This window comes from Enterovibrio sp. FF113, assembly GCF_041439165.1.
Classification (GTDB): domain Bacteria; phylum Pseudomonadota; class Gammaproteobacteria; order Enterobacterales; family Vibrionaceae; genus Enterovibrio; species Enterovibrio norvegicus_A.
In genome coordinates this window covers 115,265-137,838 of the sequence record NZ_JBGONO010000005.1, presented here as the reverse complement: position 1 = coordinate 137,838, position 22,574 = coordinate 115,265, and the positions used below count along the sequence as shown (strand labels likewise).

General features: G+C 49.2%; 20 protein-coding genes. 8 read left to right on the top strand and 12 right to left on the bottom strand.

The genetic code is table 11. The features are described 5' to 3' along the window. Positions 1-26: 26 nt before the first annotated feature. Positions 27-923: a LysR family transcriptional regulator gene (locus ACED36_RS05590; RefSeq protein WP_016959064.1), complete on the bottom strand. Its 897-nt coding sequence runs from the start codon at positions 921-923 to the stop codon at positions 27-29. Between the two features lie 132 nt (positions 924-1,055). Here ACED36_RS05590 and ACED36_RS05585 point away from each other — a divergent pair, with 132 nt between their 5' ends. Both ACED36_RS05585 and ACED36_RS05580 read left to right on the top strand, forming a co-directional pair. Then, positions 1,056-3,161 carry an alkyl/aryl-sulfatase gene (locus ACED36_RS05585; RefSeq protein WP_371732910.1) on the top strand — a complete coding sequence of 702 codons (2,106 nt, stop codon included), beginning with the start codon at positions 1,056-1,058 and terminating at the stop codon, positions 3,159-3,161. A gap of 98 nt (positions 3,162-3,259) precedes the next feature. After that, the gene (locus tag ACED36_RS05580) at positions 3,260-4,033 is read left to right on the top strand and encodes a hypothetical protein (protein WP_371732909.1); all 774 of its coding nucleotides are present in this window, start codon (positions 3,260-3,262) and stop codon (positions 4,031-4,033) included. Between the two features lie 87 nt (positions 4,034-4,120). On the opposite strand, the gene ACED36_RS05575 is transcribed toward ACED36_RS05580, so the two are convergent. From ACED36_RS05575 to ACED36_RS05540, 8 genes are all read right to left on the bottom strand, one after another. Then, a complete protein-coding gene (locus ACED36_RS05575) occupies positions 4,121-4,774 on the bottom strand; it encodes a DUF2380 domain-containing protein (protein ID WP_371732908.1) in 654 nt (217 codons plus the stop codon). Between the two features lie 2 nt (positions 4,775-4,776). Next, the gene (locus ACED36_RS05570; RefSeq protein WP_371732907.1) at positions 4,777-5,655 is read right to left on the bottom strand and encodes a quinoprotein dehydrogenase-associated putative ABC transporter substrate-binding protein; all 879 of its coding nucleotides are present in this window, start codon (positions 5,653-5,655) and stop codon (positions 4,777-4,779) included. 9 nt (positions 5,656-5,664) lie between these two features. Beyond that, complete coding sequence (locus ACED36_RS05565) at positions 5,665-6,045, bottom strand: hypothetical protein (RefSeq protein ID WP_016959059.1); 381 nt, start codon at positions 6,043-6,045, stop codon at positions 5,665-5,667. Between the two features lie 35 nt (positions 6,046-6,080). Next, entirely contained in the window at positions 6,081-6,530 is a 450-nt protein-coding gene (locus ACED36_RS05560; protein WP_016959058.1) for a plastocyanin/azurin family copper-binding protein, read from the bottom strand. A 118-nt stretch (positions 6,531-6,648) separates the two neighbouring features. Then, positions 6,649-8,451, bottom strand: coding sequence for a methanol/ethanol family PQQ-dependent dehydrogenase (locus ACED36_RS05555; RefSeq protein WP_371732906.1), 1,803 nt, complete (start codon positions 8,449-8,451; stop codon positions 6,649-6,651). Between the two features lie 540 nt (positions 8,452-8,991). Continuing rightward, positions 8,992-9,774 carry a quinoprotein dehydrogenase-associated SoxYZ-like carrier gene (locus ACED36_RS05550; protein ID WP_371732905.1) on the bottom strand — a complete coding sequence of 261 codons (783 nt, stop codon included), beginning with the start codon at positions 9,772-9,774 and terminating at the stop codon, positions 8,992-8,994. A gap of 15 nt (positions 9,775-9,789) precedes the next feature. After that, on the bottom strand, positions 9,790-10,707 hold the full coding sequence (locus ACED36_RS05545) for a quinoprotein relay system zinc metallohydrolase 2 (protein ID WP_371732904.1): 918 nt from the start codon (positions 10,705-10,707) through the stop codon (positions 9,790-9,792). Beyond that, positions 10,704-11,264: a rhodanese-like domain-containing protein gene (locus tag ACED36_RS05540; protein WP_371732903.1), complete on the bottom strand. Its 561-nt coding sequence runs from the start codon at positions 11,262-11,264 to the stop codon at positions 10,704-10,706. The genes ACED36_RS05545 and ACED36_RS05540 overlap by 4 nt, the downstream gene beginning before the upstream one ends. Positions 11,265-11,412: 148 nt before the next feature. On the opposite strand from ACED36_RS05540, the gene ACED36_RS05535 reads away from it, so the two are divergent. After that, positions 11,413-12,360 (top strand): LysR family transcriptional regulator, encoded by a 948-nt coding sequence (locus tag ACED36_RS05535; RefSeq protein ID WP_016959053.1) that lies wholly within the window; start codon positions 11,413-11,415, stop codon positions 12,358-12,360. A gap of 122 nt (positions 12,361-12,482) precedes the next feature. On the opposite strand, the gene ACED36_RS05530 is transcribed toward ACED36_RS05535, so the two are convergent. Continuing rightward, positions 12,483-13,103 carry an FKBP-type peptidyl-prolyl cis-trans isomerase gene (locus tag ACED36_RS05530; protein WP_371732902.1) on the bottom strand — a complete coding sequence of 207 codons (621 nt, stop codon included), beginning with the start codon at positions 13,101-13,103 and terminating at the stop codon, positions 12,483-12,485. A 327-nt stretch (positions 13,104-13,430) separates the two neighbouring features. Here ACED36_RS05530 and ACED36_RS05525 point away from each other — a divergent pair, with 327 nt between their 5' ends. After that, positions 13,431-14,078: a LysM-like peptidoglycan-binding domain-containing protein gene (locus ACED36_RS05525; protein ID WP_016959051.1), complete on the top strand. Its 648-nt coding sequence runs from the start codon at positions 13,431-13,433 to the stop codon at positions 14,076-14,078. A gap of 73 nt (positions 14,079-14,151) precedes the next feature. On the opposite strand, the gene ACED36_RS05520 is transcribed toward ACED36_RS05525, so the two are convergent. Then, positions 14,152-14,616, bottom strand: coding sequence for a GNAT family N-acetyltransferase (locus ACED36_RS05520; RefSeq protein ID WP_371732901.1), 465 nt, complete (start codon positions 14,614-14,616; stop codon positions 14,152-14,154). Positions 14,617-14,792: 176 nt separating this feature from the next. Then, complete coding sequence (gene cpdB / locus ACED36_RS05515; RefSeq protein WP_371732900.1) at positions 14,793-16,745, bottom strand: 2',3'-cyclic-nucleotide 2'-phosphodiesterase; 1,953 nt, start codon at positions 16,743-16,745, stop codon at positions 14,793-14,795. Positions 16,746-17,034: 289 nt separating this feature from the next. Here cpdB and cysG point away from each other — a divergent pair, with 289 nt between their 5' ends. The 4 genes from cysG to ACED36_RS05495 are packed head-to-tail and all read left to right on the top strand — an operon-like array spanning position 17,035 to position 22,557. Continuing rightward, complete coding sequence (cysG, locus tag ACED36_RS05510; protein ID WP_016959048.1) at positions 17,035-18,456, top strand: siroheme synthase CysG; 1,422 nt, start codon at positions 17,035-17,037, stop codon at positions 18,454-18,456. A 14-nt stretch (positions 18,457-18,470) separates the two neighbouring features. After that, on the top strand, positions 18,471-19,379 hold the full coding sequence (cysD, locus tag ACED36_RS05505) for a sulfate adenylyltransferase subunit CysD (RefSeq protein ID WP_016959047.1): 909 nt from the start codon (positions 18,471-18,473) through the stop codon (positions 19,377-19,379). 10 nt (positions 19,380-19,389) lie between these two features. Continuing rightward, positions 19,390-20,823: a sulfate adenylyltransferase subunit CysN gene (cysN, locus tag ACED36_RS05500; RefSeq protein ID WP_017006125.1), complete on the top strand. Its 1,434-nt coding sequence runs from the start codon at positions 19,390-19,392 to the stop codon at positions 20,821-20,823. A 6-nt stretch (positions 20,824-20,829) separates the two neighbouring features. Beyond that, on the top strand, positions 20,830-22,557 hold the full coding sequence (locus ACED36_RS05495; protein WP_017005234.1) for an SLC13 family permease: 1,728 nt from the start codon (positions 20,830-20,832) through the stop codon (positions 22,555-22,557). Positions 22,558-22,574 lie beyond the last annotated feature (17 nt).

Genomic DNA, 22,574 nt, shown 5'->3' with positions numbered 1-22,574 from the left:
ACATTTAATCGTTTCAGTTCGCACTCTCAGGCATTGATTAGCGTAGTCAGGGTTTCTCTGAGCCATTGATTGGCTGGGCTGTGCTGGTTTCGTTTGTGCCAGACGATTTGATGCACCACTTTTTGTGTCTCAAACGGGGGCGCTAACACCTGCAACCCAAATCGCTCGGCATACTTACCGGACAGTTTCTCACTGGTCATGGCGACACAATCGCTGTCGCTAACCAACGCCATCATGGACAAAACAGACTCGCACTCGGCGCTGATTTTACGTTCTTTCAATATTTCAGTGGTGAAGAAGTCTGCTGCATAAAGGTTAGATCGACGAATGCGCAAGGTGATGTGTTTTTCTTGATAGTACTGCGCTTTGCTGATGGTGCTCTGAACCCTTGGGTGCGTTTTGGCACAAATCAGTTTCATCGACTCTTCAAATAGCGGCACTGAGGCGTATGACTGGCCGTCGACTTTGCCGATATCAATGGCCAGATCGGCTTTTTGCAGACTCAGCATCTCCAGCATGTCTTCTTCATTTTTAGGAGTAGGGTTGAACTGAATGGCGCAGTTTCCTAGCAGATCGGAACGCTCAACCAAGGGTTGAAGAATTTGCAGGACGACTTCATTGACCAGCACATTGAATTTGCGATGGTGCTGTGGCGTGAACTGGTTGATGTTGCCCATGGCTTTTGCCATTTGCTCAAAAGCCGGTGAGATATCGTTAGCCAGTTGAACCGCTGCCGACGTCGGGCTGATACCGCGTCCTTCCCGCACAAACAACTCTACTCCCATTTGTTGTTGTAACCGCTTTAATGCGCCACTAACACCCGGTTGTGTCATGTTGAGTGCATCCGCAGCCAGCGTGATGGAACGCAGCCTATAAACATCTAAGAACACAGAAAGCAGGTTCAGATCGAGCTTGGAATCCATAGACGTCACGCCTCAATACATAGCTAATGGTTATGTTTTTAATAAAGTTATCTTTATTTATGCTGATGTGTCAACTCGGTACTATTTCCTCATCGAAACAAAAGACCCTATTCAGCAAAAAGAGAGGCAATCATGGCCAATTTCAAAAAGCATCCAATCAGCGCATTCGTTATCTCAACACTGTTGGCGTTCCCTGTGATGGCGTCGAACCACGATCATGACCATGTTCATGGCGATTTAGAGGTCAATGGCAAGCCAGCCACAACAGAAACGATTGCGGTAAACAGTGCCTTGTCAGACACATTAAATTGGGCCGACCGCGATGCGTTTGAACGAAATCAAAAAGGCTTGATTGCCGCGCTGGATGAGTCTTCAGCCAATATCATGCTCAACAATTATGACTTCATTAGCCAAGATGAAGTAGCAGATTCCGTTAACCCTTCGCTGTATCGCCAAGCGCAAGTAAACAACACGGCAGCAGGGTTGTATGAAGTGCGTGATGGCATCTACCAAGTGCGTGGCACAGATTTATCGAACATCACTTTCATTCGCGGTAACACAGGTTGGATTGCTTACGATGTGCTGCTTACCAAACAAGCGGCAGAAATCTCGACCAAGTTTTTCCTAGAAAATGTGCCTGAAGGTGGGGATTTACCCATTGTTGCGATGATTTACTCGCACTCTCATGCCGACCACTTCGGCGGTGCGCGCGGCATCGTGGACATGTTCCCAGATGTAAAAGTTTACGGCTCACACAACATCACCAAAGAAGTGGTGGATGAAAACGTGTTGGCGGGCAATGCGATGTCCCGTCGTGCAGCATACCAATATGGCGCAACATTGGGGGCGCATGAGCATGGGATTGTTGATGCAGGTTTGGGCAAAGCGATGTCGACCAGCTCTCCCGAGTACGGCAGCGGCGACATCACCTATGTCGCACCGGATTACACCTTCAACAGTGAGGAAAAATTCGAAACTTACTCTGTTGATGGCCTAGAAATGATTTTCATCGACACCGCAGGCACGGAATCTCCATCAGGCATGGCGACCTTTATTCCGTCAATGAATGCTTTGTGGACAGGCGAGATGATGTATCACGGCATGCACAACGTTTATACCCTGCGCGGCGCGAAAGTGCGTGATGCACTGAAATGGTCGAAAGACATCAATGAGATGATCAATGCATGGGGCGCAGACATTGACGTGTTGTTCGGTTCTCACTCATCGCCAATCTGGGGTAACGATGAAGTGCAGGATTTCATGAAGCTTCAGCGTGATAACTATGGCTTTGTGCACAACCAAACGTTGCGTCTCGCCAATGATGGCGTGGTGATTCAAGACATTGGCGATGCAGTGATTGATGTGATTCCTGAGTCGATTCAACAAGCGTGGCACACCAATGGCTATCACGGTTCTTACAGCCACAATGCCAAAGCGGTATACAACATGTACTTGGGTTATTTCGACATGAACCCTGCCAATTTGAACCCGTTGCCGACACAAGCGGAAGCTGAGAAGTTCCTTGAATATATGGGTGGTGCGGATGCGGTGATGTTGAAAGCCAATGCGGATTTCAAAGAGGGTGAATATCGCTTTGTTGCCACCGCAATGGACAAGGTGGTACGCGCTGAACCTAACAACAAAGAAGCGCGAAAACTGCTGGCTGATACCTATGAGCAATTGGGTTATCAATCCGAAACCATGGGTTGGCGAAACACCTACCTGACGGGGGCGCAAGAGCTGCGAGTAGGCACACTGCCGGGTAACCCGAAAACGGCGTCTCCTGATGTGCTGGCTGAAATGAGTATCACTAATTTGCTGGATTACATGGCGGTGAAAGTGGATTCGACGATTGCTCAACACTCGCCATTCACGATGAATGTTGTGGTACCGGATCTGAACGAAGTGCACTTTGTGGAAATGTCGAACGGTAACCTGAGTAATGGCTTGGTCGACAAAGTACGTCACGCTGATGCAAGCATCGTGATCAGCAAGAAGAACGTCACCAAGATCTTGTTGGGTGAGACGACATTAAATGACCTGTTGAAAGAGCAAAGCGTTATTTACAAAGGCGACAGCAGTGTAATGCAGAAACTGGCACAGGCCTCGGTGGAATTTGAAAGTGCATTTGAAATTGTTCCACGTCCAGCAGACGGTCTAATGGTTGATGCGCACTTGTACGACTTACACAACGATGACGAAGCACTAGCCCATGAAGATCATGTTCACACCCACTGAGTTGGGGCGCTGAAACAGGCAATCACCTTGAGTGGTAACACTAAATACTGGTAACACAAAGGGGCGCTCCGTTGGCCCCTTTTTTCTAGGGAAACGTTATGAAAAATTCTTCTTATTCTCGCACTCTGGTTCTGGTTTCTTTGTCGTTGGCTAGCCCGTCTTTGTTGGCGTTAGAGGGCGATGACGCGCTGCAAGATATGTCTGATCCGTTGGCGGTGTACACCCAAGGTGGTGTGGGCATCACGGACCAAGGGTTAAATTTCAAACTCGGCATGGCCTATGACACGGGCAATCCCGACACCATGGCGATGAACATTCTAGAGCTAAAAGGGTTTGCAGGGGATTTGCTGCACTTGGATGGCAACGACAGCTTTGATGCCTTGCGCTATCGCCATTTCAGTTTAGATACCACCACCGGGCGCGGCTCTCAGCTTGATGTGAATTGGGACTTTGAAAGTGACCTTGGCAGTGCGTCTTACAGCTTTATGCAAGCCTTACCGGCAATGGGAGATTTGCAACTTTATCCACTCGCGGGTGCGGGGTTGACCGTGACCGACACGGCGGAAATTCGTGGCACTGAAAACCCTGTTGGCAGCGTGGGTTATGCGATTCCTTCGACCTATATGGTGGTGGGGACTTACGCAAAATACACCATAAATGAAAATATTTGGCTCAACTACAACCCCATGTATATCAACACCCTGAACAGCAATCACTATATGTCAGATTTGATGGATGGATGGCACCATGAAGTGGCGGCGAGTTACCAATTGAACTCGCGTCAGAACGTACGCCTTTTTGCCAATTACGCTGACAGTTCAGGCTCAAGTAGCAGTGTGGATTGGCGTTTGGAATTTAACCATCAATTTTGAGGATTCTGATCAGTCTCTCGGTCTCGCATCAAGAGACTAAAGCGAATGGACACTTAGGATACAAGGATGTACCGCCATCAACGCTCGTTATTTTTCCTCTTTCTGCTGTTGCTCAACCGTATTTATCGCCTCATTGATTTGCCTCGCTAACGTATTCACCCCTCGCTGATTTAATTTCTGTTGTTGCCCTTTTATTTCCACAATAATTTCAGGCAGTTGCTTGCCCGTCGGTACGTGGACAACATGGGTGATTAAATAGGCAAACAAAAAGCTGGGCTTATGAAGGCGACTCACCACCACCCAGTCAGTGTTTAACACCCTCCCCAAATCTGTCACCGCTCTGGGGTGAGAGAACAAATAACCAAAGCCCTGATCGGCCTCGGCGTAAAGTGCCATAGCTACAGGTGTTATCGTAAAATCGTATTGCGTATTTAGGGCTTCTCTCAGAAGAGGTGCGAGTGTGGCGGTACGGGCAATTTCTTGGGCGTTTGGTGCATTTTCGCTGTATTGCGTTGCACGGTCGCTTTCTGCCAATGTCAGATCGTTGAGTTCAAAATCCAGCACAGCGACGGAAGCAAACGCGATAGGTATCCAAGCCAGCAGCAAAGAAATGAACAGCATGATGATGAAGGGGAGGAAGCTGCGAGCCCGCTTTTTAATCACTGGCGGCGTGGAAGGTTCTGCCGCGGCAGGTAAACGAGAAGGTGCTTCTCTGCCGCGTTGCGATTTATTGGCGGGCATGATTAATCATCGTCGTCATCTGGTCGGGGTTTTGATGACGCTTCCACAACGGGGATGCCATAGTCTTGCAAGATCATGGCGATTTGCGGTGCATTGGCATCCATGGCCATTTCTACGGTTTCTTTCCATGGTCGCTCGCCATATCGGACGCCCATCGACATGGGGAAATCAAACACATTGCTGCCTTCTGATGTCATGGATATCACAGAAAGTTCAGGGTGAGACTTTACAAAGTACCCTGCAATTGGCCCCCATATCACCAACATATCGAATTCACCGTCAGCAACGCGCTTCACCATTTTTCCTGGGTAATCATCGCCATCGCCATTCATGATGCGGAAAAATGATGTGTTGTCTTTAAAGCCGTTATCTCTCAGCCAAGTCACCGCGGGAGAGGGGGCGAATGCGGCGATACTTAGAGACTGTTTTACGCTGTCCGGCACAGTGGCAACGTCTTGTTGTGTCAACGCCGCACCCAGTGGTCCGTCTTTTTTGAAGATGATCGAATAAGATGAGCGGTAATAGGGCTTGGTGGTGGCGGCAATATCAAATTGAGTGGGGACACCAATGACAAGATCACAGGCGAAGCGCCCTGTGTTGTCTGACCAATTTTTCAATGTATTGCGGATAAATCCCATACGTTGGGGGAACCACACATATTCAACATCTAGCCCAAAATATTCACCCAGCTGATCGGCGATTTTGTTCTCAAAGCCTTGCTGATCCTTGTTGGAATAAGGAAGGTTGTTAGGGTCTGCGCACACTCTCAGTTTGTCTGGCAGTGGTGAAGGGAAGGATTTCTCCACCGCTACCGTTGGTTGCAAGATGAGGGTGAATAACAAGGACAATAAGGCAATACTGCGATAACAAAATGACTTCATCTTTGCCTCCTACTGCTGGATACGAGTGATTTGTTGCGCCGAGAAGCACTGTTGGTCGGCTTCTTCACGAATCGCGAGAAGCTCACCTCTGGCAGTGCGGCTGTCTTTGGACGAACGGAAATAGCCACCGCGCTCGCCACGCATGTTGCGCAGGCGCAAGAAGGCATCAGCATGAACATAATCATCGAAGGCGAGTTGTTCGGAAATCTTGTCTATGACGCAACTGCAACCGTACATGTTGACGTAGCTAGGGCCGCCTTTGAGTGCCATGCACTCTTGGACGAATTTCACCCTTTCTAGTGTGGGGAAGTCATTGGCACTGGCTGGCTGGGAGAGAGCCAGCAATGCCAAGACAAAGAGTGAACTTACCGTTTTAACTGCTTTCATCATAAGTTGCCTCCTGCAATTTATCCGCGAATCTGGCGTTATAACAAACCTTGCTGTTGCATCTGTTTCTTGAATTTCTTTAATAGCCCTTTGGCGGGCAGCAGTGATTTATCTTTTTCTATTTCTGCCATGTAGCCGTCGATAATGCCTTCAATGTCACTCGGGTTACCGACCAGTAAAACGCCGCCCATTCGAGCGCCCCAGTGTGGGGTGCATTTGTAAACGTAAACGCCTTCGTTTTCGAACACGAAGCTAACGTTCATTCCCATTTCAGTTTGTATTTTCTCTGTGCCTTCTGGCACCATCACATCAATGGTTTCAATCAGGTGTGCTGGCATATTGGTCCATGAGACTCTATCGCCTGGCTGTAAAACCACGACCATCGGCGCGAATTTCACCCCAACCGCCTTTACTTCATATTCTTCTGCATATCCCTGGCTTGTTAAGCCCAATAACAAACAAATTGACCACAAAAAACGTTTAGCCATATGAATTCCCTTCTCAGCAATAACATTGAGTTTAGAAGGCAACTGCTTCACTCAATTGGTTGCATTGATTCAATGTTGAGAAAAAAGGGGAGTTAAACTCCCCTGGTTATTGTTTTGATTAGTTAGGTAAAGCGAAGACCGTCAGCACACCACCCAATTGGGTGTAATCAGACAGTTTACGGTAGGCGCCTACTGCACCCAGACCGTCTGTATCACCTTCAAGACCTGCGGCCATGCCGATACCAGCCCAACCACCTACGCCAGACAGAATAGCGATGTATTGCTTGCCGTCATGGACATAAGTGTTGACGTTACCGATGATGCCGGATGGCGTTTTAAAGCGATAAAGCTCCTTACCCGTTTTTTCGTCCACCGCTTTGAGGTAGCCCTCAAGGGTGCCGTAAAATACCACGCCGCCGCCTGTTGCCAGTGCGCCACTCCATACGGAGAACGGCTCTGGGATTGACCAAACGATTTCACCTTTTTCCGCATCCCAAGCAATGAAGTTGCCCAAGCCGCCATGGCTTCCTGGTGCTGGGAACATGGAAAGGGTCGCGCCGACGTAGGGTTGACCTGCGGTGTAAGCGACTTCAAACGGTTCGTAGTTCATGCACACATGGTTGGTAGGGACATAGAACAAACCAGTACGCGGGCTGTACGATGCGGGTTGTTGGTCTTTCGAGCCCAATGCGGCAGGGCAAATGCCCTTAGTATCCACATCTTCTTCGCTGGTAGAGTATTTCGCCACAACTTGTGGTACGCCCGTTTCCATATCGACATGGGTTGCCCAGTTAACCGCAGGATCAAATTTCTCTGCCACTAGCAGTTCACCGGTGATGCGGTCAAGGGTGTAACCAAAGCCGTTACGGTCGAAATGCACCAGCAGCTTTCTGTCTTTGCCGTTGAATTTCTTATCGACAAGGATCATCTCGTTGACGCCGTCATAATCCCACTCATCGTGTGGCGTCATTTGGTACAGCCATTTGGCCATGCCCGTGTCAGCATCACGCGCCATGATGGTCATGGAGTATTTGTTGTCACCTGGGCGCTGTGAAGGGTTCCATGTACTTGGGTTACCTGTGCCGTAGTAGATAAGATTCAGCTCAGGATCGTAAGTGAACCAACCCCACGTGGTACCGCCACCAATTTCCCACTGATCCCCTTCCCAAGACTCGAGGCTCGAATCTTTACCTATGGGTTTGAGCATGGCGGTGGTTTTTTTAGGATCGACGAGCATTTCCTCGTCAGGGCCTGTGCTGTATGCGCGCCAAGCAAGGCTGCCGTCTTTGATGTTGTAAGCCGTGAGGTAACCGCGTACGCCAAATTCACCGCCACTGATGCCTGTGATGATTTTGTCTTTCACCACGAGCGGCGCGTTGGTATTGGTGCCGCCTGATTTAGGATCGCCATTGACGATTTTCCAAATCACTTCACCGGTTTTCTGATCGAGTGCGACCAATGTGGTATCGGCTTGTTGCAGGAAGATCTTGCCGTCGGCGTATGCCAAACCGCGGTTGACGGTGTCACAGCACATGACCGCGATGACGGAAGCGTCTTGCTTAGGTTCATAACTCCAGATGAGGGCTTTCGTTTTTAAATCAATGGCAAACACTTTATTGGGGAAAGGGGTGTGGATGTACATGGTGTCGCCCAATACGAGTGGTCCACCTTCATGCCCGCGCAACACGCCGGTTGAAAATGTCCATGCCACCTGAAGATCTTTCGCATTCTTTGCGTTGATCTGATCCAGCGGACTATAGCGGTTGCCGGAATAGTTACCGCCCCACATCACCCACTGATCCGGATCTTGCTGTAATTTTAATAGCTCGTCGTTTGCCTGAGACGCTGCTGGAAACAGCAGAGTTAGGGAAACAGTTGCTACTGCGAGCAAACTGCTTCGCAACCTTTTTACACCTATCATGTTTACTTCCTCCGTGACAGCGAGTGCTATTGAGCGTTTGGTGCTCAAAGGCACATCAGCCTTAATTGTCTCAATTTTTGATGGGCGCAATCCGCGGGTTGTGAGGGACGCTATTTTGGCCAGCACTCAACGTATGAAAGAACATAAGGTTGTGCTTGTGGCTTGTTGGCGATCTACAACATGCGGTCTCGCGTTTCAGCATTGACCCCGAATGCCAATTCGTTCCAACATCGGATGATGCGACAATGCTGCCGCCCATTGATAACGAAGTGTCGTCATCAAAACGTTGGTGAATTGAGTTTATGGCAGCTTTTGAGGTTGTGTGAGGAGCAAAGGAGCACAACACTTTTGTTGCAAGGCAACAATGTGCATTAAGCGGAGTTGGTTCCTTAATGCATTGATAATAATGTGATTGATGGCGGTGTTAACGAAAGGATTTATTCAGATCAACTCAGAAAGAGCCAGATGTCATTACTGTCTTTTCAGTAAGATACGACATCTGGATAACCTTATTTTTTGTTGGGATTTTTTGGATTAAGATCAAATGTCCCATTCGCTGGAAAATTCTCGTCCGGCTGAATCTTTCACATTCGCTTTGAGCTTTCCGCGTTTTTCTGCATCGACATGAAACGTGAAGGTAGGGTTCTCACTAATAGAGATCCCACCGTTAAACTGCATCACAGGTTCACCTTCAAGCGTGATTTGTACATCACTCACATAATCAGATGGGATCCAATGGCGCGTGACCTGATCGATTTGCAGACCACTGTAGTTAGGATGACTGATCAGCAATTGCAGCATGCGGGTGTCAGTGTTACCAAGATCTTTGAGCTTCATTTTGCCCATTCTCTGGCGCGCCAGAAGATCATCGGCACCCGCAGGGGCAGAACAACCACCTGAAGCTTTGACAAAGTTACTCGCCATGTGCAGTTTGCCATCCGCTGTTTTTGCGATAACTCGCACTGGACTGTAAGCGTTGACGCGCACACGGGTAGAGATATTGGCGACACCGTTGTTTGGGCTCATATCAAAGGTGCCGACAATGGGGGAGGGGTTGTTGTCGACAATAAGGTGAATGGTTTCTATGGGATTAGGGTCGTCCTGACGCACATTCACTTTTATTTCTAGCGGCACCAGCGCAGCATCGAGCGCACGGACTGGCGAGATTAGTGTGACAACATCATCTTCAATAATCTCTGGCGAACCAGGAAAGAGGCTGTCGCGGATCAGCGGCCAATTCATGCTTTCTTGTTCACTTTGTGCGAAAGAAAGCATGGGGAGAAGCGCCAGCACGGCGGATAGCAATAGAGCGATCTTTTTCATTTCGATTTCCTCACATCATTCCCACTCCAGCTCTTTGTAAGCCTGAATCACATTGCGTGAATGAAACTGTTCAAACAGTTTCCAATCCTTGGCATGCGATGTCATCACCGTAAGGCTGGCAGTGTTGATATCAATAGGTTGATTGATGGCGGCACGAACTTCTTGTGCCAGCGAGAAGAGATAGTGCGTCTGTTTTGCAAACGCATTTTTGCCAACTTGAATAGACCCGTGGCCGGGGATCACTCGCTGATACGGCAGTGCCTCCAAGGTGGCGATCACGTTGAGCCAACCTGTAAGGCTGCCATCTAACGTGGGGATGTGGTCGATAAACAGCAGGTCGCCTGTAATGAGTGTACCTGTGGCTGGGTCAAACACGCTCAAATCATGGCGAGTGTGCGCACGTTCATGGGCCGTGAGCACTAATATGCGATTGCCTAATTCTATCTCCTCCTGCGATTCGATAAGACGGGTAGCGGCGATGGGTTTCGTTCCTTCAAACCATGGCGAGGTTAGGCGTTGCAGGTAATACCCTGTTTTGGCGTTAAAATCGCCCGGATAGCGCGTATGAGCAATGAATTCTGGCTTCTCAGCGACAAATGCCTGATTACCGAAGTTATGGTCTGGATGGACATGGGTATTGATAACGTAACGAATGGGCAGCGGTGTGATATCGCGAATGGCTTGGTAGATAGCTTCGCCCGCACGACGACTGCCTCCTGTGTCGATCACGGCCACCGATTCATCGCCCACAACGACGGTGATATTGGCGACTGGGCCAGAATCTGTGGTGAATAGGTCGTCAATTTTCCCTTGATGGTAAAACACGCCGGGTGCGACTTCTTGTAGAGAGATAGTCTGAGCCAGTGGTGAAAAGGCCATGAAAATGGATAGCCAGATGCTCGGTAACAGTAGGCGTGTTTGGAGGCTTTTCATGGGCGGATCGGCGTGTGTGTTTCGAGTGCAAACCCCGCCTCCTTCCAACCCGTCACGCCTGCGCGATACCAAACTACGTCTTGCGCACCTAATTCAAGGGCGCGCTTGGCTGCATTCCAAGAATGCCAGCAGTTGGGCTCACAAAATATCACGACAGCTTGGTCACTCGGCAGATTCTGCTTTAGCAGATTGATTAGCGAATCTGGCATGATGCCGTGACCCACATTGGCAAGCCAAAGCGCATTGGGCAGTGTTTCTCGCCTTGGTTCAATCCATAGGGTGGTTTTGAGCAAATTATCGGGTTTGTTTGGCGCAGGGTAGACGTCAATCAAGAGGGGATCATGAAGGGTCATAAATTGTTTGAGCGCTTGGGGCGTTTCAATCACGGTGGCGCCAATGAGCGAATATGGAACCGATGCCCGATAATTCTCGGTACGATAGTTATCTGGCTCTGGCTCTGACACCTTGTTTGTTTCTGCATTGACACTTAATGCGCAAAAACAAAGCAAAATCGCAGACTTAACACACTTTTGCATTCCTTTGATCTGGCTGTTCATACTACTTTCTTCCGATAACTCTCCTACCTTAGTAGGAGATGGGCGGAGAGCTATCCATTATGGAGTAACATTAGGATAACAATCAGACCGTCAAAGGGCGGGTTTTATTGTTGCAGCAATCAATAAACTTCTTTTCAGTGGAGCAAAGATGAACCGTTGGAGTGGTGTTGAAGAATTTGTTGAAGTTGTTAACAGTGGCAGTTTTACCGCCGCCGCACGAAAGTTAGGTGTTTCAACCTCTCATGTCAGTCGACGTATTGACGCGTTAGAGAGTCGGTTGAGTACACGATTGCTTTATCGTACAACCAGACAGATCACGCTGACCGAGGTCGGCAAAACCTATTTTGAGCATTGTAATGACCTTATCGAAGCATTCGGTGAGGCCGAAGCGCTCGTCACGCAAATGCAAACCGAGCCAGTCGGCACGTTAAAAATCACGTCACCTTCGGTGTTTGGTGAGAAATATATCGCGCCTCTGACCAATGACTTTATCAAGGTTTACCCTAAGCTGAGTGTCGAGTTTCACTTCACCAATGACGTGATCGATATGGTGCACGATGGGTACGATTTGGCGATACGCACCGGTGATCTGAAAGACAGCACCTTGATGGCGAAGAAACTCGCGCCACGTAAACTGCATGTCTGTGCGTCACCTGCGTATATCAAGGAGTTTGGGATTCCGAACGATCTTGAGGAACTGCATCAGCACAATTGCTTGGTCGGGCTGGCTGATTCATGGGCGTTTCAAGACAATGGCGTCATGATCCAATTCAAACCCAAAGGGCGCTGGCACGGTAACAGTGGAAGTGCGGTGTTAGATGCCACCCTGCGCGGATTGGGGTTGGCGCAATTACCAGACTATTATGTGAATCAGAAGCTTCGTTCCGGTGAGTTGGTGGAAATATTGGTGGAATATCGGGCACCAGACTCGGCGGTATGGGCGGTGTATCCGTTCAATCGAAATCTGTCAGCCAAAGTACGCTTGTTTGTGGATTTCTTGTCTGATCACTTTTCCACACATTTGCCTTGGGCTGATGAAGAGGTCGATGACAGTGGAGATGATCATAACGATGATGAGCGACAGGCGGCGAATTAGTTTCCGTACGAGAGAAGGTTGTTCATGGATTCAGTGTTAATCATCACATGACCAAATGACATAGCGGAAACAAAAAAGCCAGCGAGAGAATCGCTGGCTTTTGCATGACTGGCGCCCTGAAATTACAGGATGTCCAGCAGCTCTACTTCGAATACTAGTGCTGCGAATGGTGGGATAGCAGCGCCAGCGCCGCGCTCACCGTAAGCAAGATCTTGTGGGATAGACAGTTTCCACTTAGAGCCAACAGGCATCATTTGCAGTGCTTCAACCCAACCTTGGATTACGCCAGTGACTGGGAACTCAGCAGGTTGACCGCGCTCTACAGAGCTGTCAAACACAGTGCCGTCAGTCAGCATACCGTGGTAGTGAACACGTACTTGCTTGTCGCTGGTAGGGATGTCGCCGTTACCTTCAACCAGAACTTCAAACTGAAGACCTGAATCAGTCACAGTCACTTCGTCACGCTTTGCATTTTCAGCAAGGAATGCTTCGCCGTCAGCGGCTGCTGCTTTTGCTGCTTCTTGACGGATTGCGTCTGCTTTCGTGTGCAGTTCACGCAGTGCGTTGTTGATTTCGTCAACTTCGATTGCTGGCATGTCGCCTGCTAGTGCCGTTGCGATACCTTTTGCGATTGCGTCAACGTTCAGACCTTCTAGACCGCTACCAGCCAGTTGCTGACCCATTTGAAGGCCAATGCCATAGCTTGCTTTTTGTTCTACGGTCTCTAGTTTTACTTCAGACATGTCGTCTCTCTTTGTTTGTGGGTTTACACCCAAACCACGGGCGAAATGTTACATCCTCACCGCGTTTAGGTTTAAAGTGGGAAAGGATAACAGGTGCAGGTAGCTCGGGACAAATCGTGTTACTTGAATCTGGACGAAAAATGCCGGACAGTACGATTGTCAGCCAAACTGATGTGTTTGTTCAAACATAAGAGTTTGTGTCAATTCAGCTTTATTCTGCGAATTCAACGCGGTGACGCTGACATTTTTCTGATATTACGCGTCTACTATGCGTTACCGTATTCTTTGCATACTTGATGAGACCCGATGAAGAAATTGGGAGAGGTGATGACCTTGAAAGGAAAGCGCGAGAAGGGAAAAGCTTCTGCCACGCCGCCTCTGGGCGAGGTGTTGAAACAAGCGCAAGAGAAACTAAAAGGGTTACTGGCCCCCGCCATTGCCCGAGTGACGCCTTATTGGCAAGCATTACCAAAGCCACATCGTATCGGCGTGTCAGCGCTTGCGGTGCTTTTGGTGTTACTGCTGTTGTGGCCATCGAGTGAACCGACACCTTTAATTGAGCCCACAGAGGGTCAAAGGGTGGCTGTGCCATTGAACATTGATGCCAACCAAGCATCAGAAAGCAATCCTGCATCTGCCAATGATTCAGCATCAGAAGATACGGGTTTTGATCGCACGTCTGCCCCCCTGGTCGCGCCGCAAACCATCGACACGGATTGGGTGAACTATGAAGTGGCCCGTGGTGATACGCTGTCGAATATCTTCCGTACGCAAAATGTGCCGCTAAAAGATTTGTATGCGATCTCGGCTATTGAAGGCGCGGACAAACCGCTAAGCCGCATTCAGCCAGGTCAGCTATTGCGCTTTAAACGCAATACACAGGGCGATCTGGATATTATCCAGATCGAGAGCGCTGGTAATCAGTCAGTGATCTTTTTCAGGTTGTCAGATGGCAGCTTTGCGCGACGCAAATAGCGAGAAGCTAGAACAACATCGCCAATAGCAAAGATTGACTCGACATTACCTAACCTAGCGACGGCTGCATGAATCATGCAGCCGTTTTTGCGTCTGTTTTTCGCATATCAATGTGTGGAATACCATCTTCTAGGTATTGCTCTGAGATCTCTTTAAAGCCATGTCGACGGTAAAACTCACGCAGATGATACTGCGCGCCGATGGTGATCGGTGCTTGAGGCCATGTGTTGTGCGCTTCTAGAATCGCGTAGTGCACTAACGCATTGCCGCAGCCATTGCCGCGCTCCGTATTGGCGGTGACCACGCGACCAATGCTGATCTCCGGGTAAGTGAGGCCAGCGGGTAGAATACGGGCGTATGCCGTCATCTTGTCATCGCGATAGCCCAACACGTGGCGTGTGTCGGGATGAAGGTCGTGCCCATCCAGTTCAGGGTAAGGGCAGTTTTGCTCAACCACGAACACGTCGGTGCGCAGGCGGAGCAGGTCATAAAGTTGCCTTGTAGACAACTGACCAAAGGTCAAGGTTATCCATTGCATGGGTTGTTCCTAATAGTTATAAAATTCTTGGTTTTTCTCGAGCATATATTTGTTTGTAGTTCAGATAACGTATTTCTACTCGCCAAGATAATAAAAAACCGCGACCAAGGCCGCGGTTTTTTTGTATCAAAGATGGTCTTTTTCAATAATTAAACATGCCGTTAACAGGCTGTTAATTATTTCTTTAAATCAATACGGTACTGCGCGAAGCCCACATCATCAGTGCCAATCTTTTCCATAGGATATTGGCCTTTCGCGCCAATGAACTCAGCGGCTTTGTCACTGGGTGACGTTTCAAACACCACATTGAGATCGATGTCGGTGGCAATTGGGGAAAATGACCAGTTGTTATCCGCCGTTGGTGTCACCTCGCCTTTCTCTTTGGTGACGCTGCTGATGTAATTTGCAACGACGGTGCGGTTTTCATCGGGCGATGCAAACGCAATGAAATCATTACCTGTGCCTGGGAACTTGCCCAAGTACGCGCGGTAGTTGTTGGTCGCAATCAAAAATGGCTGCGCCATATCAACCGGTTTACCGTTAAAGGTCAGGCTCTGAATGCGCTGTGAGCCTGGGTTGATCAAGTTGCAATCACCGTCATACCGCGCCGCTTGAGTCACGTCAATTTGGTAATTTACGCCGTCGATGACATCAAAGTTGTAGGTGCGGAAGCCGTCCCAATCAATCAGTGATTGCTGTGCGCTTGAAGCCGGGTCGATGTGCTTGAATTGACCCGCGCTGCATTCCAGCCATTCTTTCACTTCATTGCCCGTCACCTTGAGGGTGACGAGGGTGTTTGGATACAAGTAAAGGTCTGCAGCATTACGGAAAGTCAGTTCGCCAGATTCCACTTCGGTGAAGTTAGACGGATCGTTTTTACGACCACCTGCTTTAAATGGTGCGGCGGCAGACAAAACGGGAATGCCATCCAGATCCGGATCCCCTTGAATGAAGCGCTCGACGTAATCTTTCTGCGCCAGATTAACGATCTGCACGGTCGGGTCGTCTTGCACCAGCGACAGGAAGCTGTACATCACGTCATTGGCTTTACCGATAGGCTGATTAACAAACTCACGGGTAGCATGATGATCATGCTCAAGCGCTTTAAGCATTGCAGGATCGGCATCGGCAAGAGACTCACCATCAAAGATCGGGCGTGATTCGCTCTGAATAGGCGTTACGACCCAATCATCACCTTGCTTGTCGAGCTGCAGATCCATGATGCCGACATGGCTACCCCAGCGGCCGGGCATGACTGCCGCAACGCCTTTAATGGTGCCTTTTTCGTTATCGACGCCTTGAATATTATCAAAGCCTTTGCCTGGGAACACGGCGTGAGAGTGACCAAAGGCAATGGCATCGATACCTTCAACATCGGCGAGGTAGTAGACCGAGTTTTCCGCCATGGCTTTATATTCGTCTTGCGACAAGCCGGAGTGCGGAATAGCGACAATCACGTCTGCGCCTTTGGCTTTCATCTCAGGTACGAGTTTTTCTGCGGTGGCTTTGATGTCTTTGGCAATCACTTTGCCTTCGAGATTTTTCTTATCCCACACCAAGATTTGCGGCGGCACAAAACCGATATAACCCACCTTCACCAGATGGGTTTTTCCATCGGTGTCAGTCATGGTGTGTTCTTTAATGATGTAAGGTGCGATGAGTGGTTCGCCGGTGTTTGCATCAAACACATTCGCCGATACATAAGGGAACGCAGCGCCATCTAAGCTGCGTGCAAGAAAATCGAGGCCATAGTTAAATTCGTGATTACCTAAGTTACCTGCGTCGTAATCCAACAGGTTCATGGCTTTGTAAACAGGATGAACATCGCCGTCTTTCAGGCCTTTCGCCGCCATGTAATCGCCCATTGGGCTGCCTTGAATAAGGTCTCCGTTATCAACCAGCACGCTGTTGGTCGCTTCACCTTGCGCTGCTTTAACTAAGGTTGCGGTGCGTACTAAGCCAATTTTTTCGCTGGGTTTGTCTTTGTAATAATCGTAATCCATCACATTGTTATGGATGTCGGTGGTTTCTATGATGCGCAGTTTGATGGTTTCTGCCATTGCTGGGCTTGCCATGGCGAGCATGCCAGTAAGGACGGCGATGGACAGAGGTCGGGCTGTGAGTGTCATAAATGTCTCCGAAACGTCAGGACTAAAAGTGGATGTATTTTGCATACTAGCGTCATGAAAAGGTTACATTTCATTGTGTAGTGTGATCTTTAGCGCGATAAATGTGACGGGATGCATAGCAAGCGGAGTCTGATGTCGTGCTGCGATGAGAGAGCGGTTCGATATGACGTTTTGGCTATGTATGTAAAAATGAAATAACCAAAAAGTTATAAAAGATGAAATTTTAGAATTTCAAGTAATATCAGCAACTCTCTATAGTGGCAGTCATTAGATAGAAAGGACTCACACTATGGATTATTTGCCGATTTTTGCGAAGCTTGAAAACCGCCCTTGTTTAGTCGTGGGTGGTGGTGAAGTGGCTTGGCGCAAAACACGTATGCTGATGAAAGCAGGCGCTGCGGTGACTGTTGTTGCGCCACATGCTGACGCAGAGATTGTTGAAGCGGCTGAGCGTGGCGAATTGGTGTGGGTCAAAGAAGCGTTTACACCTCAGCATCTCAAGGCCGTTGTTCTGGTTATCGCGGCGACAGATAACCCACTCGTGAATGAGCTGGTTTCACAAGCCGCCAATGCGCGCCATATTTTGGCAAACGTGGTGGATGACACCCCAAAATGCAGCTTTATCGTTCCCTCTATTGTTGATCGCAGCCCGATTGTGATTGCGATTTCCTCTGGCGGTAAATCCCCTGTGCTGGCGCGTTTACTGCGCGAGAAACTCGAAACCCTTATTCCTTCTCACATTGGTCGCATGGCTAAACTGGCTGGCGAATTTCGTGACACCTTGAAGAAAAAAGTGACCACGCTGAACGGACGAAGAAAGTTCTGGGAGACGGCGTTTGATGGTCGTTTTAGTTCACTGGTTGCAGCGGGCGATGAAGAGGGCGCAAAAGCTGAACTTGAAAAGCTCACCACGGGCGTGTCACTGCAAGGTGAAGTGTCATTGATTGGTGCTGGCCCAGGCGACCCAGGCTTGCTGACCCTGCGCGCGCTGCAATTGATGCAGCAAGCGGATGTGGTTTTGTATGACTACTTGGTGTCGGATGAAATCATGGAGCTGTGCCGACGCGATGCAGAGCTGATTTGTGTGGGCAAGCGCGCCTCTTATCACAGCGTGTCACAAGAAGAGACCAATGCCTTGCTGGTCAAGCATGCGCAAGAAGGTCGACGTGTGGTGCGTTTGAAAGGCGGTGACCCGTTTATGTTTGGTCGTGGCGGTGAAGAGCTGCAAGTACTGCAAGAATCTGGCGTGCCGTTTCAGGTCGTGCCAGGAATTACCGCTGCCGCAGGCGCAACGGCGTATGCCGGCATTCCGCTGACGCATCGCGATCATGCGCAAACCGCGATGTTTGTGACGGGTCATCTGAAAAAAGAAGATGACAGTTTCCGCTGGGCAACGCTTGCTCGTGGTCGCCAAACCTTGGTCATTTATATGGGCCTGATGAAAAGCGCGCATATTCAAGAGCAGCTAATTCAACATGGGCGTGACCCGCAAACGCCGGTAGCCATCATAGAAAATGGCACCCGCATCAATCAGAAAATTTACAAAGGCACATTGAGCGAATTGGAGTCACTGGCTGAAGGTGTGGGCTCGCCTGCACTTATCGTGGTCGGTGAAGTGGTTCAACTCGCCGATCAATTGAGCTGGTTTGGAAAGCAATCCTTCAATACAGAGGGTGATATTCACGCACCTTCCGTGGTTAATTTAGGCTAAGGAAATATCAAAGAATGGAAGCCAAGACCCTTACCCACCTCAAGCAACTTGAGGCAGAAAGTATCCATATCATTCGTGAAGTGGCGGCAGAATTCGACAATCCCGTGATGATGTATTCCATCGGGAAAGACAGTTCCGTCATGCTCCACCTCGCACGTAAAGCTTTTTATCCGGGCAAGATCCCGTTTCCACTGCTTCACGTCGACACGGATTGGAAATTCAGAGAAATGATTGAATTTCGTGACAGTGCGGCGGAAAAGTATGGCTTTGAGCTGCTGGTGCACAAGAATCCAGAAGGTATTGCAATGGGCTGTAGCCCATTCGTTCATGGCTCTTCTAAGCACACTGACATCATGAAAACGCAAGGCTTGAAGCAAGCGCTGGACAAATATGGCTTTGATGCGGCATTTGGCGGCGCACGTCGTGATGAAGAGAAAAGCCGCGCTAAGGAACGTGTTTATAGCTTCCGTGATAAACACCACCGCTGGGATCCAAAAAATCAGCGTCCTGAGCTTTGGCACACTTATAACGGTCAGGTTAACAAAGGCGAAAGCATCCGTGTTTTCCCGCTGTCGAACTGGACTGAGCTGGATATCTGGCAATACATCTACCTCGAAGGCATCGATATTGTGCCGTTGTACCTGTCAGAAATTCGCCCTGTGGTTGACCGCGACGGCATGCTGATCATGGTTGACGACGATCGCATGGAATTGCGTGAAGGCGAGAAAGTGGAATACAAGAGTGTACGTTTTAGAACACTCGGTTGTTACCCACTGACGGGTGCGGTTGAATCAACGGCAGACACCTTGACAGGCATCATTGAAGAAATGCTGGTGGCGACATCGAGTGAGCGTCAAGGACGCGCCATTGACCATGACCAATCTGGTTCAATGGAAATGAAGAAACGTCAGGGATATTTCTAAGGGATTTAGCATGAACAGCTTAATTGAACAACAAGTGGCCGAGTTAGGTATCGAGGCCTATCTGGATCAGCACCAGAATAAATCGATGCTGCGTTTTCTGACCTGTGGTTCTGTGGATGATGGTAAAAGCACCCTCATCGGTCGCTTACTGCATGACTCTCATCAGATTTATGAAGATCAGCTAGCCGCGATTCACACCGATAGCCAAAAGGTCGGTACAACGGGTGAAAAGCCGGATTTGGCACTATTGGTTGATGGTTTGCAAGCCGAGCGCGAGCAAGGGATCACGATCGACGTTGCGTATCGTTACTTTTCGACGCGCCCACGTAAATTCATTATTGCTGATACTCCAGGACATGAGCAGTACACCCGCAATATGGCGACAGGCGCGTCGACGTGTGATGTGGCCGTGATCTTGATTGATGCGCGTAAAGGCGTATTGGATCAGACGCGTCGTCATTCATTCATTGCAAGCCAGCTTGGTATTCGCCACTTTGTGGTTGCGGTGAACAAGATGGACTTGGTTGGCTTTGAAGAATCTCGTTATGAAGAAATCAAAGCGCAGTATCTGGATTTTGCCAAGAAGTTGAACCGTCAGATTGATATCCAACTGGTACCACTATCGGCACTGGAAGGCGACAACGTGGTTGAACGCAGTGTGCATACACCTTGGTATCAAGGTGAAACGCTGCTGACGATGCTAGAAACCGTTGATGTAAACAGCGATAAAGACAAGGGTGCATTTCGCTTCCCTGTTCAGTACGTGAACCGTCCGAATCTCGACTTCCGTGGTTTCTCTGGCACCATTTCAAGCGGTGTTGTACGTCCGGGCGATGAAGTGAAAGTGTTGCCATCAGGCAAAACGTCAACGGTTGAACGTATCGTCACCTTTGATGGTGATCTCGAGTTTGCACATGCTGGGCAAGCGGTGACGTTAACACTGACCGATGAGATTGATTGCAGTCGCGGTGATTTGATTGTCCCTGTCGCGGAGCAGCACAAAGCGACCAGCAAACTGGCAGCAAGCATTGTGTGGATGGATGAATCTCCACTAGAGATTGGTCGTCAATACGATATCAAAGTCGCTGGCAAAAAAACGGTTGGCGCTGTGAGCAAAATTCGCCATCAAGTTGACATTAACTCGCTCGATACATTTGATGCAGACAGCCTGCCATTGAACGGCATTGCGGAGTGTGAAGTGGAATTAACCGAGTCTGTGTCATTGGATCTTTATCAAGACTGCGCTGATACCGGTGGCTTCATCGTGATTGACCGCCTGACTAATGTGACGGTTGGTGCAGGGATGATCAGCGAGCTTCTGGAAGACACCGCAACACAAACCCAAGCGACAGATATTTCTGCGTTTGAAGTGGAACTCAACGCACTGGTTCGCAAGCACTTCCCACATTGGAATGCACGTGACATCAGTAAGTTACTTGGGTAATCCATTATGAACTGGGATCAGTCTCTGGTGATGGGTCTGCTGCTGGCAGTGGTTGCAGGCTTGGTACTGTCCAAGATCAAGCCGGCCATTTTGTTTGCAGCTGTGGCATTCATCGCGTTTCAATCTGGACTGATTTCTGTCGAGGCACTGGCAGGGAACTTCACCAACAGTTCCTTGCTAACCCTTGTGATGTTGATTCTGGCGTCTGCAGCGTTAGAAAAAACCCGATTGGTGAGCTGGGTCAGTGGTCAGTTATCAACGGGTCGTTTAGGTACCGTGGTGGCCAAGCTCGGACTATCCACCGCGATTCTTAGCTCCTTTACTAACAATACTGCGGTGGTGGTTTCTTTGATTGGTGCGGTAAAACGCAACCGTCGTCATGCCCCATCGCGTTTGTTGATCCCGCTTTCTTATGCGGCGATCTTGGGGGGAACGCTGACGCTGATCGGCACCTCGACTAACCTCATCATTAACAGCTTCGTCGAAAACGCGGGCTTGCCTTCACTGAGTTTCTTCGCGCCATCAATGATAGGCCTAGCCGTATTGGCTGGCGGCTTGTTGGTGTTGATCCCTTTCTGTTATCTGCTGCCAAATCACGACGATCAAAGTGACGATGATCTGCCTTATGTATTAGAAGCCGTTGTCACCAAAGGCTCACCACTTGTTGGCAAAACCGTGGTCGAAAACGATTTACGCGCATTACGCCGATTGTTTCTGGCAGAAATCGTGCGGGATGGTGAATTGATTGCACCTGTTTGCCCGGATACTAAATTACGTGAAGGTGACAAATTACAATTTTGTGGGGATGTGGAAAGCGTAGCAACCTTACAAGAAATTGAAGGTCTGGCGCTGTTTGGTCAGCATCATATTAACGGTCAGAACTTACTTGAACTGGTGGTGAGCCATAGCGCGTCAATTCTGGGTAAATCACTCAAAGAAGCTAAATTTCGTGAAAATTTTGATGCGGTAGTGGTCGCTATTCGTCGTGGACATGAAAAGCTTGAAGGTGGCTTAGGTAACATCGCTTTGCAGGCCGGTGACACCTTGGTCATTGTGCCAGGCAAAGGTTTTGCTAAGGCACAGCAGCGAATGCAACGTGAGTTTGTGCTGGTCAATGGGCTAGATTCAAGCGCACGTTTGGATTCGGCCATGAGTGCGTGGGTACTCGCTGGTTTTGCCTCTGTGATTGGCGCGGCATTGATGGATTGGATTCCGCTGCTTAACGGATTGGCAGCGTACCTGACCGTTCTGTTGCTGACGGGAGTGGTTAATTTGGTGGAATTGAAGCGCCGCTTCCCCGCCGAAATTGTTGTGATTGTCGGCAGTGCGTTGAGTTTGGCGCAATTGATGATCACTTCAGGACTCTCCGCGCAAATGGGTGAGCTTTTTATCTTTTGGTTTAATGGCTGGGGGGTGTATGGGGCATTGATTGCAACCTACCTACTTACCTTGGTATTGACCGAATTAGTGACCAACAATGCCGCCGCAGCACTGGCATTTCCGATTGGATATAGCCTCGCTCTCGGATATGGAGTAGATCCGATGCCATTTATTATGGCAGTCTTGTTCGGCGCGAGTGCGAGCTTCATCTCGCCCTATGGTTACCAAACCAATTTACTGGTCTACAGTGTGGGTAACTACCAGTTGACGGATTACTTGCGCATCGGATTACCGTTGTCGCTGGTGTACTCGGCATTGGTGCTGGGACTGATACCGGTGTTTTTTCCATTTTAATTAACAAGGATAGAGTT

Excerpts from the sequence above, each read along its gene's own strand:
- ACED36_RS05590 (WP_016959064.1), bottom strand. The coding sequence starts at position 923 with ATGGATTCCAAGCTCGATCTGAACCTGCTTTCTGTGTTCTTAGATGTT.
- ACED36_RS05585 (WP_371732910.1), top strand. The coding sequence starts at position 1,056 with ATGGCCAATTTCAAAAAGCATCCAATCAGCGCATTCGTTATCTCAACA.
- ACED36_RS05580 (WP_371732909.1), top strand. The coding sequence starts at position 3,260 with ATGAAAAATTCTTCTTATTCTCGCACTCTGGTTCTGGTTTCTTTGTCG.
- ACED36_RS05575 (WP_371732908.1), bottom strand. The coding sequence starts at position 4,774 with ATGCCCGCCAATAAATCGCAACGCGGCAGAGAAGCACCTTCTCGTTTA.
- ACED36_RS05570 (WP_371732907.1), bottom strand. The coding sequence starts at position 5,655 with ATGAAGTCATTTTGTTATCGCAGTATTGCCTTATTGTCCTTGTTATTC.
- ACED36_RS05565 (WP_016959059.1), bottom strand. The coding sequence starts at position 6,045 with ATGATGAAAGCAGTTAAAACGGTAAGTTCACTCTTTGTCTTGGCATTG.
- ACED36_RS05560 (WP_016959058.1), bottom strand. The coding sequence starts at position 6,530 with ATGGCTAAACGTTTTTTGTGGTCAATTTGTTTGTTATTGGGCTTAACA.
- ACED36_RS05555 (WP_371732906.1), bottom strand. The coding sequence starts at position 8,451 with ATGATAGGTGTAAAAAGGTTGCGAAGCAGTTTGCTCGCAGTAGCAACT.
- ACED36_RS05550 (WP_371732905.1), bottom strand. The coding sequence starts at position 9,774 with ATGAAAAAGATCGCTCTATTGCTATCCGCCGTGCTGGCGCTTCTCCCC.
- ACED36_RS05545 (WP_371732904.1), bottom strand. The coding sequence starts at position 10,707 with ATGAAAAGCCTCCAAACACGCCTACTGTTACCGAGCATCTGGCTATCC.
- ACED36_RS05540 (WP_371732903.1), bottom strand. The coding sequence starts at position 11,264 with ATGAACAGCCAGATCAAAGGAATGCAAAAGTGTGTTAAGTCTGCGATT.
- ACED36_RS05535 (WP_016959053.1), top strand. The coding sequence starts at position 11,413 with ATGAACCGTTGGAGTGGTGTTGAAGAATTTGTTGAAGTTGTTAACAGT.
- ACED36_RS05530 (WP_371732902.1), bottom strand. The coding sequence starts at position 13,103 with ATGTCTGAAGTAAAACTAGAGACCGTAGAACAAAAAGCAAGCTATGGC.
- ACED36_RS05525 (WP_016959051.1), top strand. The coding sequence starts at position 13,431 with ATGACCTTGAAAGGAAAGCGCGAGAAGGGAAAAGCTTCTGCCACGCCG.
- ACED36_RS05520 (WP_371732901.1), bottom strand. The coding sequence starts at position 14,616 with ATGCAATGGATAACCTTGACCTTTGGTCAGTTGTCTACAAGGCAACTT.
- cpdB (WP_371732900.1), bottom strand. The coding sequence starts at position 16,745 with ATGACACTCACAGCCCGACCTCTGTCCATCGCCGTCCTTACTGGCATG.
- cysG (WP_016959048.1), top strand. The coding sequence starts at position 17,035 with ATGGATTATTTGCCGATTTTTGCGAAGCTTGAAAACCGCCCTTGTTTA.
- cysD (WP_016959047.1), top strand. The coding sequence starts at position 18,471 with ATGGAAGCCAAGACCCTTACCCACCTCAAGCAACTTGAGGCAGAAAGT.
- cysN (WP_017006125.1), top strand. The coding sequence starts at position 19,390 with ATGAACAGCTTAATTGAACAACAAGTGGCCGAGTTAGGTATCGAGGCC.
- ACED36_RS05495 (WP_017005234.1), top strand. The coding sequence starts at position 20,830 with ATGAACTGGGATCAGTCTCTGGTGATGGGTCTGCTGCTGGCAGTGGTT.